The organism is Pseudomonas vranovensis DSM 16006 (genome assembly GCF_000425805.1).
In the GTDB taxonomy this organism is placed as follows: domain Bacteria; phylum Pseudomonadota; class Gammaproteobacteria; order Pseudomonadales; family Pseudomonadaceae; genus Aquipseudomonas; species Aquipseudomonas vranovensis.
This window is the reverse complement of the sequence record NZ_AUED01000011.1, coordinates 1-16,522: the sequence shown is the minus strand read 5'-3', so window position 1 is coordinate 16,522 and position 16,522 is coordinate 1. Positions and strand designations below refer to the sequence as shown.

Sequence of the window (16,522 nt, the reverse complement as noted above, 5' to 3'; positions counted from 1 at the left end):
AGTCAGATGTTCAGCACGTCAAGAAAACGTGCAGGCGCCGTCTCGTCGATCTTCAGGTTGACGAAGTCGAACAGGTTGCGGTCAGCCAGCTGCGACGGCACGACGTTCTGCAGGCCACGGAAGATGCTCTCGGTACGGCCCGGGGTCTTGCGCTCCCACTCCACCAGCATGTCCTTGACCACCTGGCGCTGCAGGTTTTCCTGAGAGCCACAGAGGTTGCATGGGATGATCGGGAATTCCTTCATGTCCGAGTAGGCCTGGATGTCCTTCTCGCTGCAGTAGGCCAGCGGGCGGATCACGACGTTTCGGCCGTCATCGGCACGCAGTTTGGGCGGCATGGCCTTGAGGGTGCCGTTGAAGAACATGTTGAGGAAGAAGGTTTCGACGATGTCGTCGCGGTGGTGCCCCAGGGCCATCTTGGTCGCGCCGATCTCGTCGGCGAAGGTGTACAGGGTGCCACGGCGCAGGCGCGAGCACAGCGAACACGTGGTCTTGCCCTCCGGGATCAGCTCCTTGACCACCGAGTAGGTGTCTTTCTCGACGATGTGGTACTGCACGCCCAACGACTCCAGGTACGCCGGCAGCACGTGCTCGGGGAAGCCCGGTTGCTTCTGGTCCATGTTCACCGCGACGATCTCGAACTTGATCGGCGCCACTTTCTGCAGGTGCAGCAGAACATCGAGCATGGTGTAGCTGTCTTTGCCGCCAGACAGGCAGACCATGACCTTGTCACCGTCTTCGATCATGTTGAAGTCGGTAATGGCTTCGCCGGCGAGACGACGCAGGCGTTTTTGCAGTTTGTTCTGGTTGACCGAAAGGGTGCCCATAGCGCTTGAAATCCGCGAGGTGTGACAAAAGCGGCATATTTTACGCACAAACTGACGGCAGGCGTAGGCCAATCCGATAAAGACTGCAAGGTGATTAGCCGAGCGCCTGACAGCGCGATTTGCTCTAAAAAGCCGGCTTTGAGCGGCGAACTCCTTCCTATACTGCGACATAAGGCCACTTCAAAGGTGACCTCGATCCTCTGGCCCCCAACCCTTGGGGTCGCAAGCGCTCCGCTGGGGGGCGATGGCAACAACGAAAGGAGTGACTGGCATGATCCATCACGTTGTTGGGCTATTTACCCATCCTGATCAGGAATGGAAGGAGATTCGTGGCGAGGAAGAAAGCATCAGCCACATGTACCTGACCCACACCCTGATACTGGCGGCAATCCCGGCGGTATCAGCGTTCATCGGTACAACCCAGGTCGGCTGGGTCATCGGCGAGCGCGCCCCGGTCATGTTGACCCAGGAAAGCGCGCTATGGATGACCATCATGTCGTACCTGGCCATGCTCGGTGGCGTCGCGGTCATGGGCGCGTTCATTCACTGGATGGCTCGAACCTACGATGCCAATCCGAGCCTCGCCCGCTGCATCGCATTTGCCACCTATACCGCAACGCCGCTGTTTATCGGCGGCCTCGCGGCACTGTACCCACACCTGTGGCTGGGGATGGTCGTCGGCACGGCAGCCGTGTGCTACACGGTGTACCTGCTCTATGTCGGACTGCCGACCTTCATGAACATCCCTTCGGACGAAGGGTTCCTGTTCTCAAGCTCGGTACTGGCAGTCGGCCTGGTGGTGTTGGTCGCCATCATGGCCTTCACTGTGATCATCTGGGGACTGGGCGTGGGGCCCGTCTATACCAACTAGAAGCCCTTATTAGAAATTAGAAAGCAGCAACATAGGCGCAGTAACCTTCAGGCCGCCGCAAGGCGGCCTGATGCTGTGCGCTGACAGGTGGCTCGGCAGCGCTGCATGGGTTGCGGCATAATTGCCGGCCAGGAGTGTTCCCCGATATGCCCGAACTGCTCAAATTCCGCGTCGAAACCTGTTATCAACAAGCCGAAATTTTCTTCAAACGCCCCTTCGCACGCCCTGAAGTCAGCTTCAAGCTGCGCGGCCAGAAGGCCGGCGTGGCCCACCTGCATGAAAACCTGCTGCGCTTCAACCTGCAGCTGTACCGCGAGAACAGCGAAGATTTTCTCAAGCAGACCGTGGCCCACGAAGTAGCCCACCTGGTCGCCCACCAACTGTTCGGCGACCGCATTCAGCCCCATGGCGAGGAATGGCAGTTGATCATGCGCGGGGTCTATGAGCTGCCGCCCAATCGCTGCCACAACTATGAAGTGAAACGCCGCACGGTGACGCGCTACATCTATCGCTGCCCGTGCCCCGAAAGCGATTTCCCCTTCTCGGCCCAGCGCCACAGCCTGGTGCGCCAGGGCCGCCGGTACCTGTGCCGACGGTGTCGGCAGACATTGGTATACAGCGGCGAAATGCGTGTGGAGTAGCCGCTGCCGACAGGCTGCGATCGACGGCGCAGCGGGCTACACAGGCAAGAACCACAAAAAAGCCCATCCGAAGATGGGCTTTTTCATTTCACCACTCGCCCGTTAGCGGGTAGACACTTCAGCGACACCCAGGTCATCGACCGGGCCAACCTCGACCAGCGGCGAACCACCGGAAGCCAGCTCGGACTGCAGTTTGTCTTCGTCCAGCTCGTTGACCCACTTGGCCACGACGACGGTGGCAACCGCGTTGCCGATCAGGTTGGTCAGGGCGCGGGCCTCGGACATGAAGCGGTCGATACCGAGGATCAGCGCAAGGCCGGCAACCGGCAGGTGGCCTACCGCCGACAGCGTCGCGGCGAGCACGATGAAACCACTGCCAGTCACGCCAGCTGCACCCTTGGAGGCCACCAGCAGCACCAGCAGCAGGGTGATCTGGTGAGTGATGTCCATGGTGGTGTCGGTGGCCTGGGCGATGAACACCGCGGCCATGGTCAGGTAGATCGAGGTGCCGTCGAGGTTGAACGAGTAACCGGTAGGAATCACCAGGCCTACCACGGATTTCTTCGCGCCCAGGCGCTCCATCTTGGTCAGCATGCGTGGCAGGGCCGACTCGGACGACGAGGTACCCAGCACGATCATCAGCTCTTCACGGATGTAGCGGATCAGCTTGAGGACGCTGAAGCCGTGCGCACGAGCGATACCACCAAGGACCACGACGATGAACAGCACGCAGGTGACGTAGAAGCAGGCCATCAGGTAGCCCAGTTGAACCAGCGAGCCAACGCCGTACTGGCCGATGGTGAAGGCCATGGCACCGAAGGCACCGACCGGCGCCAGCTTCATGATCATGTTGATGATGTTGAACATGACATGGGCGAAGCGATCGATCAGGTCCAGCAGCGGCTTGCCGTAGGCACCCAGGCGATGCAGGGCGAAACCGAAGATCACCGAGAACATCAGCACTTGCAGGATATCGCCGTTGGCGAACGCGCCGACCACGGTGTTGGGAATGATGTTGAGCAGGAAGCCGACCGTGGTCTGCTGTGCGCCGGCGGCGGCATAGGCGGCCACGCTGCTGGCGTTCAGGGTGCTGACGTCGATGTGCATGCCAGCGCCAGGCTGGACCACGTTGACCACGACCAGGCCGATGATCAGGGCAATGGTCGAGACAATTTCGAAGTAGAGCAGCGCGTAGCCACCGGTCTTGCCGACCGATTTCATGCTCTGCATGCCAGCGATACCGCTGACAACGGTGCAGAAGATGATGGGGGCGATGACCATCTTGATCAGTTTGACGAACCCGTCACCCAGCGGTTTGAGGGCAACGCCGGTTTCGGGGTAGTAGTGGCCCAGCAGGATACCGATGGTGATCGCTACTAACACCTGGATATACAGCGATTTGTACAGTGGCTGACGCGTCGTCATGGCTAATTCCTCAAGTGTACCGACCGATCCTTCCCAGGACCCGGGCTGTACCTAAAGCGCGAACCCTCCTGCACTGGAGGGATTTGTTGTGTCGAGCTGCCTGGCAGAACTCTGCTAGGGCAATAGCAAGCCCGATGCCAAAATGCGCTTTATCGGTGCAGGCCCCATATTTACTGGGGCCGGGTGCACAATGAGGTTGCAGCGGTGCCGTGCGACTTGGCGGATTTCCGCCCGACACCTTTTGCAAAAGAATGATGTTGGCGGTAATCCGCCCAGGGTGATGGCGGTTCAGTCCAGGGGAAAGTGGATGCGAAATGCAGCGCCGCCCAGCGGCGAGTCATCGAGGGTAAGGCTGGCGTCATAGCTTTCGATGATGTCCTTGACCACTGCCAGGCCGATGCCCTGCCCCGGGTTCTGCCGATCCAGGCGCTCACCACGCTGGAGGATACGTTCGCGCTGATCGGCAGGGACGCCCGGGCCGTCATCCTCGACGCACAGTTCGACGTACGACGGCCCGCTGTGCAGGCTGATCCGCACCTCGCCCAGGCAAAGCCGGTAGGCGTTCTCCAGCAGGTTGCCGAGCAATTCGAGCAAGGCCCCCTGCTCCATGGGCACCTGGGCCGGGTCAGGAACATCGAGGCTGATGCTCACTTGCTTGTCACGGTAGACCTTGGCCAGGGTGCTGCACAAGCTGTCGAGCAATGGCCGCAGCGCCACCTGATGACGTACCAGGCCACTTTTGCGCAAGCTGGCACGCTGCAACTGATAGTCGATCTGCTGGCTCATGCGCTCGATCTGACTTTGCAGTATCCGCGCCTGCTCACGGTCTTCGCGGCGCTCCCCCATGCTTTCGCTCACCCCCTGCAGCACCGTCAGGGGCGTTTTCAGGCTATGCGCCAGATCGCCGAGGGAATCGCGGTAGCGACGACGCTGCTCGCGCTCGCTGTGCAGCAGTCGGTTCAACGAGCCCGTCAGGCGTAGCAGCTCTCGCGGGTGCTCGGTGCTGAGTCCGTCTCGGTTGCCAGCCTCGACCTCATCCAGCTCGTGACTCAGTTGGCGCAGCGAGCGCAGTCCCCAGGTCAAGCCGGCCCACAGCAGCACCAGCAAGGCCAGCAGCGCCGCCCCGAAACCCAGGTACAGGCGCTCGCGCAGGCCCTTGAGGGTTTGCTGGTATTCGCGTACCGGTTGCAGCGCGACAATGCTGAAGGCCGCCGACTTGCCGCCCAGCAGCTTGACTTCAACGTCATAAACGAAGAATTCCTCGCCATCGGCCTGGCGGATCCGCGCAAACTCGTTGCCGCGCCCGTCGTAACGAGGGGTGTAGTTGATGTTCTCGTCGGCGGTAGACCGCGAACGCCAGACCAGCTTGCCCTCGCGGTCATAGATGTACCCCAGCAGACGGCTATCGGGCAGGTTGAATTTCTCATCCGGCAGCAGTTCGGGCATCTGCAACTGGTGGTTCTCGATACGCGCGGCAGAAATCAGGGTGGTTACATCGGAGGCCAGGCGCTTTTCAATGGACTCCTGCAAGGCCAGACTGAATGCCTTTTGCAAGGCAGGCAGCAGGCCCAGCATGAACAACACTGCCAGTAGCGCAGCGGCTACCATCAGCCGCAGGCGGAGCGAGCGAATCACCGGCAGCGCTCGGTGAACAGGTAGCCCAGGCCCCGGACAGTATCAATGGGTTTGAAGCCATTGGTGCCCTCCAGCTTGCGACGCAGACGACCGACCAGTACTTCGATCACATTCGGATCGCGCTCATCGTCATCCGGATAGAGCTGCTCCATCAGGCGTTCCTTGGCCACCACTTGCTGGTGATGGCGCATCAGGTATTCCAGAATGCGGTACTCGTAGGCAGTCAACGCCAAGGGTTGCTCGTCGAGTGTCGCCTGCTTGCGATTGAGATCCAGCAGCAAGGGCCCGGCAGCGATGGTCGACTGGATAAAGCCGCTGGAGCGGCGCAGCAAGGCATTGAGTCGGGCTTCCAGCTCTTCGAACTGGAACGGCTTGACCACATAGTCGTCGGCGCCGGCAGCCAGGCCCTCGACCTTGTCCTGCCAGTTGCCCCGTGCCGTCAGGATGAGAATTGGAAAACTCTTGTCCATCGAGCGCAGCCGGCGGATCAGGTCCAACCCGCTCATGCCAGGCAGGCCAAGGTCGATCACCGCCAGGTCATGGTTGAACTGTTCGACGTGATAGAGCGCCTCCTCGGCGTTGGCTACCGCCTCGACCACATGCCCACTTTCCATCAAGCGGCTGTACAAGTGATGACGCAAGAGTGCCTCATCCTCGACCACCAGCAGTTTCATACGCTCCTCCCTATACGCCCCGACACACCCGCTCAAGAATAACAGCGAACCGGCCATGCACCTGCAGGCCGGTCCGAAGATCGCCCGTCAAAATCAGAATGCGTAGTTGGCCGAGAGGTAGGTCTGCGCGCTGCTGTCCAGGCGCAGGGTGCCGACTTTCGGGCCACCGTGCTCGGCCAGTTCGGTGCTGGCGTTGCTGCGCAGGTAACGGTAGCCCAGCTCGACCGAGGCGTTGTCGGTCACTTGTTGCAGCAGGCCGGCTTGCAGGCCGATGGCATAGCCGGTGTCGGTGTCGCGGCTATAGCCTGACGACTCCTGGCTGAGTTTGGTCAAACCGGCACTGGCACCGCCGAAGAGCTTGGTGGTAGCGCCCAGCGGGTAGAACACGTCATAACTGCCCAGCAGGTTTTCCTGGCGCAGTTTCAGGCCGCTGTGGTCGCTGGAGACGTTGTCGTAGGTGAGGTAGTAGCGACGCTGGTCGTTCATCTGGCCGAGGCGCACGCCCCAGGTGTCGTCCTTGTGGATGATGCCGTCGGTGTTCAGGTGGTCGGTGTTGCTGCTGAGCAAGCCGGACTTCTTGACCTTGTCGCTGGTCTGGCCATAGGTGACGCCAGCGAAGGTGGTGTCGGCAGCCTGGGCAGTTGCGGCAGCGCCGAGGAAAGCGACAGCGAGGAACAGCGAGTTGAGTGTTTTCATCGTGTTTACTCCAGTTGAGGCCCGGTGAGGGTGTGGACCCTAGAGTAAGCAGCGAGCCCTGAACGGCCCCTGAACCGAGCCTGAACCTCGGCTGAACAACAGGCTGGAAAGGTTGGAGGCGCCGCGGCACAATGCCTGGCATGAACCGACTCCCCGCCTGCTGTGCCCCCCTGCAGAATCACTGGCCCCTGCCTCGCCCCATCCCTGGCGCCGTACTGGTCAGTTGCGCGTTCGACCCCGCCCGGCTCGGCAACGACGACTTCGACCGCGCCAATATCGAGCGAACCGCCAGCCTGCAGCGCTCGGTGGCCAAGCGTCAGGCCGAGTACCTGGCCGGCAGGGTCTGTGCCCGGGCGGCGTTGCAACAGCTGGATGGTCGCGAATACGTGCCCGGCACCCACGAGGACCGTTCCCCCCTCTGGCCGGCCGGCATCAGCGGCTCGATCACCCACGGCAAAGGCTGGGCCGCCGCCGTGGTGGCGCATCAGACAGCCTGCCGGGGGCTGGGCCTGGACCAGGAGAGCCTGCTCAGTGACGAGCGCGCCACACGCCTGGCCCGGGAGATCCTCACCGAGGCCGAGTTGCAGCGCATGGACCCGCAGCACACAGGCCTTGTGGTGACGCTGACCTTTTCATTGAAGGAAAGCCTGTTCAAGGCGCTGTACCCGATCGTGCTGCAGCGTTTTTACTTCGAACATGCAGAAGTGCTGGAGTGGTCGGCTGACGGCCACGCCCGCCTGCGCTTGCTGACGGACCTTTCGCCGCAGTGGCATCACGGCCGGGAGTTGGAGGCGCAGTTCTGCCTGCAGGGCGAACAACTGCTCAGTCTCGTCGCGGTCTGAGCCTCAATCCGCCAACGGACAATGCTCGCAGTGCCCGACCCAGTCCACCTTGTAGCTCAGGCAGCAGGTACGCCGACGCCGCTTGCCCGAGGCGCCCAGGCTGACCGCGGCAAACAGCGGGCTGCCCGGTGTGGTCAACAAGCGCCCCAGGCCGACGTCACCTCCGGCCTGTTGCAGCATTTGATCCAGGCAATCGCCGGCATTTCCCCATAGCACCGCTGGCGACACCGCGCCAAGCGTCGCCAGGCGTTGCACCAGGGGCTCCAGGTGCTGGCCGATGGCCTCGTCCAGCCCTTCGCAGTACCGCCCTTGCCCACTGAAAGCTGTCGGCAACCCGCGAACATCCAGCGCGACGGCGGCTTCGGCAAATACCGGCAGACTTGCATCGCCCAGCAGCGTCTGCCAGACCGCCGCAAAGTAGTACTTCGACCACTGCGACACCAGCACCGGGCGCTGGGCTGGCATCAACTGCGGGCCATAGAGATCGAGCAGCAATTGATCGAAGCGCAGCGGTGCCAGCACCTGATCCAGGCGCACCGGCTCACTCATGCCGGGTCCTGCTTGCGCGGCCAGCTCAGGCTGAAACGCGCCCCCCCGAGCAACTCGCTGCGCCCCACCGATGCCCGTCCTTTATGCCAATAGATGATCCGGCGCACGATCGACAAACCCAGGCCGTGCCCGCCCGAGGCACGGGTGCGACTGTCGTCCAGGCGGGTAAAAGGCGTGAAGATGCGATCCCAGACGCTTTCTGGGATACCCGGGCCATCGTCTTCGACATCGATGCGGCAACGCTGCGCCCCTAACTGGTAGCTGAGGCTGACCTGGGACTCGGCATGGCGCATGGCGTTGCTGACCAGGTTCTGCAGGGCACGATGCAGGTAGCGGGGTTCGGCCTCGACCCAGGCGCCCTGCCCGTCCGATGCCTGCTCCCCCAGCTGGCAAGGCCCGCGCACCACCTTGACGTCGCTGCGCAAGGGAGCCAGTTCGTCGATGACCTGGTCAAGCAGGGCATCGAGATCAACCCGCTGGAAGTTCAAGGCGGGCGCCCCTTGCTCGAGGCGCGCGTAGGTGAGCATCTCGTCGACCAGCTTGTCCAGTTCCTGGATGTCGCCGTCCATGCCGCTCAAGTACTTTTCCCGCGCCTGGTCATCACGCGCGGTGGCGATCATTTCAAGGCCGAAGCGCAACCGCGCCACCGGCGTGCGCAGCTCATGAGAGACGGCACGCACCAACTCACGCTGGATGCTCAATGATCGCTGCAGATGCGCCGCCATACCGTTGAACGCTGCGGCCAGTCGCCCTACCGAGTCGGCATCATCACTCGCCACACGGGTTTGCAGACTGCCTTGGGCGATACGCGTGGCAGCGGTTTCGAGGTCGGAAAGGCGCCGTTCGAGCTGGCGTACCAGCAAATAGACAATCAGCCCGATCAGGCACAAGCCAAGCACTGCAATCAGCGCCAGTAACTGCGGGGGGTACGGATTCATCTGGTACAGCGGCCCCAACTCCAGCACCCAGGGCGTGCCGACCATTCCGGCGAACACCCGGATGGAGTCGCCATCCTTGCCCAGGGCCATCACCGTATCGCCCTCATCGACACGTCGGCGCTGGTCCTCATCCATGTCGGTCTGTTCAAGCCGGCGCAGGCCCAGCTCGAAGCCGAACCCCTTGTTCTGCTTCAGCTCGGCCAGGCGCTGGCGCTGCTCGCCGACCGGAAAACGCACCAGCTCATCGGCCAGCAGGTAAATAGTGGCACGCGCCAACTGCTCGCTGATCTGCTGCACCTCGCCAATCAGCAGAAGTTCCTGGGTACCTACCTGGCGCATGACCTTCGCTGCATGAGGCCCGATCTTCTCCACCAGCACCTGCCCACGCTGCAACTGACTGCGTTGCCCGCCCTCCAGGCGCGCCGCCGTGAAAGTCTGCAGTTCCAGCGGAATCCCCAGCAGACGTTCCCAGATCAACAGCGCGCGCTTGCGCTCGACCTCCCCAAGGGGCGCCAGGTTGTCGGCCATCAGGGTGAAGGTACCGTGGGCCAGGCGCTCGCGGTATTGAGCGGCGCGCACCTCGTTGAGCAGATGCACGCTGAGCACACCGAGCACTGCCACCAGCACCAGCGCAGCGAGCATCCCGCCATAGATGCGCAGGAAGATCGAGTTCATCGCACCTGGCCCATGGCCTCGGCCGCCTCGCGCACGAACAGGTAGCCCTTGCTGCGAATGGTCTTGATCATCCGTGGGTGCTCCGGGTCATCGCCTATTTTCGGGCGGATCCTGGAAATACGCACATCGATGGAGCGGTCCTGGCCGTCGTAGCCCACGCCACGCAGGGAGGTGAAAATTTCTTCTCGGGACAGGGTCCGCCCGGCATTGCTGACCAGCAGCCAGAGCAGATCGAACTCGGCACTGGTCAGCTCGATCCCGTCCTCCTGCAACCAGGCCTCGCGCAAGATGTTGTCCACCCGCAGCGGTCCGAACTGCAGCACCTGCGGTGGCTCACTGTCGGCGGGCACTTCACTGCGCCGCAGCAAGGCATTGATGCGTGCCAGCAACAGGCGCGGACGCACCGGTTTGCACACATAGTCGTCGGCCCCCAGGTCCAGGCCCTGGACCTGGTCCAGGTCATCGCTGCGTGCCGTGAGCATGAGGATTGGCCCCGGGTAGTGCTGGCGGACCTTGCGGCAGATGCTCAGGCCGTCCTCGCCCGGCAGCATCAGGTCAAGGATCACCAGGTCAGGCTGCCCGGCGATGATCCGCGCTGCCGCCTGCGCCCCATCACCTTCGACATCGACGTCGAAGCCGTTGGCCTGCAGGTACTCACGGGTCAGATCGGCCAAACGCTGGTCATCCTCGACGATCAACACCCGACTGCGCTGCTGCTCCACGGCTCACCTCGACGGCTTGTTGTTATTGGAACGTGCCCCTGGGTGCAACTTCACCAAAAGGCAATATCGGCTCCGGATACTACGTCGGGCACCGACGCCTGCCAACCATCGTCACTAGCGGCAAATGACCACGGCCGGGATCGCTCGGAAGGGCGTGAGTTTTGTGTTAGGGTGCGCGCCCGAAAATTCCCAGCCGAGCCACCGTGCCGGTGAAAAAAAGGGTGACGGACGGTCATCTGGCGCTAAGACGCGGCCTACAAGGCGTTGGCCCAAATCACACACAAAATACGCACAAGTTATCCACAGCGCACGACCTTGCAATACCCCCGGGACCGCATTATCTTGTATCCCTATCGCAAACAAACACTACATCTTGGGGTTTGAACAAAATCCCAAGCACAAGTCGAGCAAAGAACTCAAGCCCTCCAGCAGTGCTTTTTTTGCTTGAACTTTAGAAGAAATCTGCAGCCAAACCGCTCCTGCGGAGGCGACCGTTGCAAGCCCTTGGGGGGCGTTGTTTCGGGTATGGGTGTTGCAAGTCTTTGCCACACCCGACAGCAACAGTTTTGAGTCGTGTATTCAAAACCTTTGACTTCGGCCAGGGAGCGGCACTCAGTTGCCCTTTAATTCCTGATCTGTCCCGAAGTGAGTATGCCCGACCTGTTCGGCATGCCGGAGCATCGTGTTCCCGCGTGTCGCCAGGGTCGGTTGTTGGGCTTTCGGACGGAACGGCGGGCGCCCACAAGGCGCCTAAATAAACATAGAGAACGTGGAGACACCCATGCAAACCGACACAACTCGCGAGAACCCGCAGGCCAAGGCGCCGCAGGCCGCCGATTCGAATCAGGATCTGGCTGCCACCGCCCCAGGCCAACTGCGCGTGATCAAGCGTAATGGCACTGTCGTCGCCTACACCGACGACAAGATCACCGTGGCTATCACCAAGGCGTTCCTTGCAGTTGAAGGCGGCACCGCTGCCGCGTCGTCGCGTATCCACGACACCGTTGCACGCCTGACCGAACAGGTCACCGCTACCTTCAAGCGTCGCATGCCATCGGGCGGCACCATCCACATCGAAGAGATCCAGGACCAGGTCGAACTGGCCCTGATGCGTGCCGGCGAGCAAAAAGTTGCCCGCGACTACGTCATCTACCGCGACCAGCGCGCCAAGGAACGTGCCACCCGCGGCAGCGCCGACGACGCCGCCGTGCAGCCGCACCCGAGCATTCGCATCACCCTGGCCGACGGCAGCCTCGCGCCACTGGACATGAACCGCCTGAACACCATCATCTCCGAGGCCTGCGAAGGCCTGGCCGAAGTCGATGGCGACCTGATCCAGCGCGAAACCCTGAAGAACCTGTACGACGGCGTGGCCATCAAGGACGTCAACACTGCCCTGGTGATGACCGCCCGTACCCTGGTCGAGCGTGAGCCGAACTACTCCTTCGTGACCGCCCGCCTGCTGATGGACACCCTGCGTGCCGAAGGCCTGGGCTTCCTGGGCGTGGCCGAAAGCGCCACCCACCACGAAATGGCCGACCTGTACGCCAAGGCCCTGCCGGCCTACGTCGCCAAAGGTGTCGAGTTCGAACTGCTCAACCCTGCCCTGGCCGACTTCGACCTGGAGAAACTGGGCAAGGCAATCGACCACGAGCGCGACCAGCAATTCACCTACCTGGGCCTGCAGACCCTGTACGACCGCTACTTCATCCACAAGGATGGCGTGCGCTTCGAGCTGCCTCAGGTGTTCTTCATGCGTGTGGCCATGGGCCTGGCGCTGGAAGAGAAAGACAAGGAAGCCCGTGCGATCGAGTTCTACAACCTGTTGTCGTCCTTCGACTACATGGCCTCGACCCCGACCCTGTTCAACGCCGGTACCCTGCGTCCACAGCTGTCGAGCTGCTACCTGACCACCGTGCCGGACGACCTGTCGGGCATCTACCACGCGATCCACGACAACGCCATGCTGTCGAAATTCGCCGGTGGCCTGGGCAACGACTGGACCCCTGTGCGCGCACTGGGCTCTTACATCAAGGGCACCAACGGTAAATCCCAGGGCGTCGTACCGTTCCTGAAAGTGGTCAACGACACCGCCGTCGCCGTCAACCAGGGTGGCAAGCGCAAGGGTGCTGTCTGCGCCTACCTGGAAACCTGGCACCTGGACATCGAAGAGTTCATCGAACTGCGCAAGAACACCGGTGATGACCGTCGTCGTACCCACGACATGAACACCGCCAACTGGATCCCTGACCTGTTCATGAAGCGCGTCTTCGATGACGGCAAGTGGACCCTGTTCTCGCCTTCGGAAGTGCCAGACCTGCACGACCTGACCGGCAAGGCCTTCGAAGAGCGCTACGAGTACTACGAAGCCCTGACCGAGTACAACAAGATCAAGGTATTCAAGACCATCCAGGCCAAAGACCTGTGGCGCAAGATGCTGTCGATGCTGTTCGAAACCGGCCACCCATGGTTGACCTTCAAGGACCCGTGCAACCTGCGCAGCCCGCAGCAGCACGTGGGCGTGGTCCACAGCTCGAACCTGTGCACCGAGATCACCCTGAACACCAACAAGGACGAGATCGCGGTCTGCAACCTGGGTTCGATCAACCTGCCGAACCACATCGTCGATGGCAAGCTGGACACCGCCAAGCTGCAACGCACCGTGAACACCGCGGTGCGCATGCTCGACAACGTGATCGACATCAACTATTACTCGGTGCCGCAAGCGCGTAACTCGAACTTCAAGCACCGTCCGGTCGGCCTGGGCATCATGGGCTTCCAGGATGCGCTGTACCTGCAGCACATTCCTTACGGTTCCGACGCTGCCGTCGAGTTCGCCGACAAGTCGATGGAAGCGGTCAGCTACTTCGCCATCCAGGCATCCTGTGACCTGGCCGACGAGCGCGGCGCCTACGAGACCTTCCAGGGCTCGCTGTGGTCCAAAGGCATCCTGCCACTGGATTCGCAACAGATCCTGATCGAGGCCCGTGGCCAGAAGTACATCGACGTCGACCTGAACGAATCGCTGGACTGGGCACCCGTCCGTGCCCGCGTACAAAAAGGTATTCGTAACTCGAACATCATGGCCATCGCGCCGACCGCGACCATCGCCAACATCACTGGCGTATCGCAGTCCATCGAGCCGACCTACCAGAACCTGTACGTGAAATCGAACCTGTCGGGCGAGTTCACCGTGATCAACCCGTACCTGGTTCGCGACCTCAAGGCCCGTGGCCTGTGGGACCCGGTCATGATCAACGACCTGAAGTACTACGATGGTTCGGTACAGCAGATCGAGCGCATCCCGCAGGAGCTCAAGGAGCTCTACGCCACTGCCTTCGAAGTGGAAACCAAGTGGATCGTCGACGCCGCCAGCCGCCGTCAGAAGTGGATCGACCAGGCTCAGTCGCTGAACCTGTACATCGCCGGCGCTTCGGGCAAGAAGCTGGACGTCACCTACCGCATGGCCTGGTACCGTGGTCTGAAAACCACCTACTACCTCCGTGCCCTGGCCGCGACCAGCACCGAGAAGTCCACCATCAATACCGGCAAGCTCAACGCCGTCTCCAGCGGTGGCGACAGCGCCCCGGTCCAGGCAGCAGGCCCAGCGCCAGTGCCAAAGGCCTGCGCGATCGACGAGCCGGACTGCGAAGCCTGCCAATAAGGCTCGGTGGGAGCGGACTTGTCCCCTCCCCCTCTAGAGCCCAATAAAAAAGGCCGGAGCAATCCGGCCTTCTCCGAGGAGCCCCGCTCCCGGAAGTATTCAAGTTTTTGCGTGCACTGCTGTACCCAACGCAAGCAACGCAACCAAGATCCACCGGCCATACTGAACATGGCCCTCAAGCAGGAGCACACCATGCTGAGCTGGGACGAATTCGATAAAGACGAAGGCGAAGAAGCCGCCAAAGGCACCAACGCCACTCAAGCCGCTGCCGCTGGCATCGACAAGCTCGACAGCGCAGGCGGTGTCGCCGCACTGGAAGCCCGTGCCGTGACCGCTGCCGACTCGGACGCGGTAAAACGCGCCAAGGCTGCCCTGGACGACCTCGACATCGCCGAAGGCCTGGCTGAGCTGGAAGGCTCTGCCGCCCGCGTCGCCGTTGACGAAAAGCGCATGATCAACTGCCGCGCCGACCTCAACCAGCTGGTGCCTTTCAAGTACGACTGGGCCTGGCAGAAGTACCTGGACGGTTGCGCCAACCACTGGATGCCGCAAGAGGTCAACATGACCGCGGACATCGCCCTGTGGAAGAACCCTGAAGGCCTGACCGACGACGAGCGTCGCATCGTCATGCGCAACCTGGGCTTCTTCTCCACCGCCGACTCCCTGGTTGCCAACAACCTGGCCCTGGCCGTGTACCGCCTGATCACCAACCCCGAGTGCCGCCAGTACATCCTGCGCCAGGCCTTCGAAGAGGCGATCCACACCCACGCCTACCAGTACTGCATCGAGTCGCTGGGCATGGATGAAGGCGAGATCTTCAACATGTACCACGAGATCCCGTCGGTCGCGAAGAAAGCCGCCTGGGGCCTGCGCTACACCCGCGCGATCTCCGACCCGGAATTCAACACCGGCACCGTCGAGACCGACAAAGAACTGCTGCGCAACCTGATCGCCTACTACTGCGTTCTGGAAGGCATCTTCTTCTACTGCGGCTTCACCCAGATCCTGTCGATGGGTCGTCGCAACAAGATGACCGGCGTTGCAGAGCAGTTCCAGTACATCCTGCGTGACGAATCCATGCACCTGAACTTCGGTATCGACGTGATCAACCAGATCAAGATCGAAAACCCGCACCTGTGGGATGCCGAAATGAAGGAAGAAGCCTCGCAGATGATCCTGCAGGGTACCCAGCTGGAAATCGAATACGCGCGCGACACCATGCCACGCGGCGTACTGGGCATGAACGCGGCGATGATGGAAGACTACCTCAAGTTTATCGCCAACCGTCGCCTGTCGCAGATCGGTTTGAAGGAAGAGTACCCAGGTACCACCAACCCGTTCCCATGGATGAGCGAAATCATGGACTTGAAGAAAGAGAAAAACTTCTTCGAGACCCGGGTTATCGAGTATCAGACTGGCGGGGCGTTGAGCTGGGATTGATTCCTCGCTCCCCTTATTTTTCAGCGAGAACCGAACGAATTTCAAATTTTCCGAATTCTCGCACCAAATAAGCGCATGAAATGAAAAAGCCACCTGGGCCGCAAAGGCCAAGGTGGCTTTTTCGTATAAGGCTTCGGATGTCCGCACTGGACACTGCCGAATCCTGCAGAATGGCTAGGCTCCCACCCGTTTCAGGTCTTTTATTTCATCTCGAATTTTAGCCAGAAGCGTTTCCACATCTCCTTCCTGGCCGACCTGCATCAAGACAATCAACGTCGCAGGATTCACCCCTAGTCGCTCCGCAAATTCTTCCATTTTTTCAATTGTTGGGCTGCGAATGCCACGCTCAACTGTGGAGACGAAAGACTGGCTCGCCCCCAACTGCTCTTGTGCGATCTCCTTTCGTAACCGCACCTCCTTAAGCGCGGAGCCAAAAGCCAACTTGCGTTCCATTTGGTTACCCACAAAAGGAACGATAAAGCCCTGATATGGACTTAAACACTATGCTGCATGCAGCATATGTGAGAAAATTCGTTGCACTTCCAATAATTCAGTATTACCCCACTACATCATCGTGAATCGCCCCGGGTTTTCTAGACACTCTCCAGGCTCGCTGTGTAACGCTTTTCAAACTCTACCGGTGACAACTGATTGTTGAAACCATGACGTCGTTTTGGGTTGTAAAACATTTCGATGTAATCGAACACATCACCACGAGCATCCTGGCGTGTGGTGTAGATTTTCCGCTTGATCCGTTCCCGCTTTAACAACTGGAAAAAGCTCTCCGCTACGGCGTTGTCGTGGCAGTTGCCTCGACGACTCATGCTGGCAACCAGGTTGTTAGCCTTCAAGAAGCTTCGCCAGTCTGAGCTGCTGTACTGGCGGCCCTGATCCGAATGAATCATCACCTCTTGCTTCGGTTT

Annotated in this window: 15 protein-coding genes; 5 read left to right on the top strand and 10 right to left on the bottom strand. The window is 61.0% G+C overall.

From position 1 onward, the window contains the following. Positions 1-2: 2 nt before the first annotated feature. Positions 3-827 (bottom strand): tRNA 2-thiocytidine(32) synthetase TtcA, encoded by an 825-nt coding sequence (ttcA, locus tag H621_RS0111605; RefSeq protein WP_028943563.1) that lies wholly within the window; start codon positions 825-827, stop codon positions 3-5. A gap of 271 nt (positions 828-1,098) precedes the next feature. Here ttcA and H621_RS0111600 point away from each other — a divergent pair, with 271 nt between their 5' ends. Together H621_RS0111600 and H621_RS0111595 are read left to right on the top strand one after the other, a co-directional pair. Beyond that, positions 1,099-1,698 (top strand): Yip1 family protein, encoded by a 600-nt coding sequence (locus tag H621_RS0111600; protein WP_028943562.1) that lies wholly within the window; start codon positions 1,099-1,101, stop codon positions 1,696-1,698. Between the two features lie 146 nt (positions 1,699-1,844). After that, positions 1,845-2,339, top strand: coding sequence for a SprT family zinc-dependent metalloprotease (locus H621_RS0111595; protein ID WP_028943561.1), 495 nt, complete (start codon positions 1,845-1,847; stop codon positions 2,337-2,339). A 102-nt stretch (positions 2,340-2,441) separates the two neighbouring features. On the opposite strand, the gene H621_RS0111590 is transcribed toward H621_RS0111595, so the two are convergent. From H621_RS0111590 to H621_RS0111575, 4 genes are all read right to left on the bottom strand, one after another. Further along, positions 2,442-3,764, bottom strand: coding sequence for a dicarboxylate/amino acid:cation symporter (locus H621_RS0111590; protein ID WP_028943560.1), 1,323 nt, complete (start codon positions 3,762-3,764; stop codon positions 2,442-2,444). A gap of 288 nt (positions 3,765-4,052) precedes the next feature. After that, entirely contained in the window at positions 4,053-5,399 is a 1,347-nt protein-coding gene (locus tag H621_RS0111585; RefSeq protein ID WP_028943559.1) for an ATP-binding protein, read from the bottom strand. Continuing rightward, positions 5,396-6,073 (bottom strand): response regulator, encoded by a 678-nt coding sequence (locus tag H621_RS0111580; protein WP_028943558.1) that lies wholly within the window; start codon positions 6,071-6,073, stop codon positions 5,396-5,398. Before H621_RS0111580 ends, H621_RS0111585 begins: the two co-directional genes overlap by 4 nt. A gap of 93 nt (positions 6,074-6,166) precedes the next feature. Beyond that, positions 6,167-6,769 (bottom strand): outer membrane beta-barrel protein, encoded by a 603-nt coding sequence (locus tag H621_RS0111575; RefSeq protein WP_028943557.1) that lies wholly within the window; start codon positions 6,767-6,769, stop codon positions 6,167-6,169. Positions 6,770-6,909: 140 nt separating this feature from the next. Here H621_RS0111575 and H621_RS0111570 point away from each other — a divergent pair, with 140 nt between their 5' ends. Beyond that, positions 6,910-7,611 (top strand): 4'-phosphopantetheinyl transferase family protein, encoded by a 702-nt coding sequence (locus H621_RS0111570; RefSeq protein ID WP_028943556.1) that lies wholly within the window; start codon positions 6,910-6,912, stop codon positions 7,609-7,611. Positions 7,612-7,614: 3 nt separating this feature from the next. Here H621_RS0111570 and fhuF read toward each other — a convergent pair whose 3' ends face one another. From fhuF to H621_RS0111555, 3 genes are read right to left on the bottom strand one after another with little or no spacing between them, the layout of a single operon-like run. Continuing rightward, positions 7,615-8,160: a siderophore-iron reductase FhuF gene (gene fhuF, locus H621_RS0111565; RefSeq protein ID WP_051270521.1), complete on the bottom strand. Its 546-nt coding sequence runs from the start codon at positions 8,158-8,160 to the stop codon at positions 7,615-7,617. After that, positions 8,157-9,773, bottom strand: a complete 1,617-nt coding sequence (locus H621_RS0111560; RefSeq protein ID WP_028943554.1) for an ATP-binding protein — start codon at positions 9,771-9,773, stop codon at positions 8,157-8,159. Before H621_RS0111560 ends, fhuF begins: the two co-directional genes overlap by 4 nt. Further along, positions 9,770-10,495 carry a response regulator gene (locus H621_RS0111555; protein WP_028943553.1) on the bottom strand — a complete coding sequence of 242 codons (726 nt, stop codon included), beginning with the start codon at positions 10,493-10,495 and terminating at the stop codon, positions 9,770-9,772. The genes H621_RS0111560 and H621_RS0111555 overlap by 4 nt, the downstream gene beginning before the upstream one ends. Before the next feature lie 781 nt (positions 10,496-11,276). Here H621_RS0111555 and H621_RS0111550 point away from each other — a divergent pair. Together H621_RS0111550 and H621_RS0111545 are read left to right on the top strand one after the other, a co-directional pair. After that, complete coding sequence (locus H621_RS0111550; protein ID WP_028943552.1) at positions 11,277-14,159, top strand: ribonucleoside-diphosphate reductase subunit alpha; 2,883 nt, start codon at positions 11,277-11,279, stop codon at positions 14,157-14,159. A gap of 192 nt (positions 14,160-14,351) precedes the next feature. Next, positions 14,352-15,599 (top strand): ribonucleotide-diphosphate reductase subunit beta, encoded by a 1,248-nt coding sequence (locus tag H621_RS0111545; protein WP_028943551.1) that lies wholly within the window; start codon positions 14,352-14,354, stop codon positions 15,597-15,599. A 174-nt stretch (positions 15,600-15,773) separates the two neighbouring features. On the opposite strand, the gene H621_RS0111540 is transcribed toward H621_RS0111545, so the two are convergent. Then, on the bottom strand, positions 15,774-16,052 hold the full coding sequence (locus H621_RS0111540) for a helix-turn-helix domain-containing protein (protein ID WP_028943550.1): 279 nt from the start codon (positions 16,050-16,052) through the stop codon (positions 15,774-15,776). A 140-nt stretch (positions 16,053-16,192) separates the two neighbouring features. Beyond that, a partial coding sequence (locus H621_RS0111535) for an IS3 family transposase (protein ID WP_028943549.1) occupies positions 16,193-16,522 on the bottom strand: 330 nt, incomplete at its 5' end.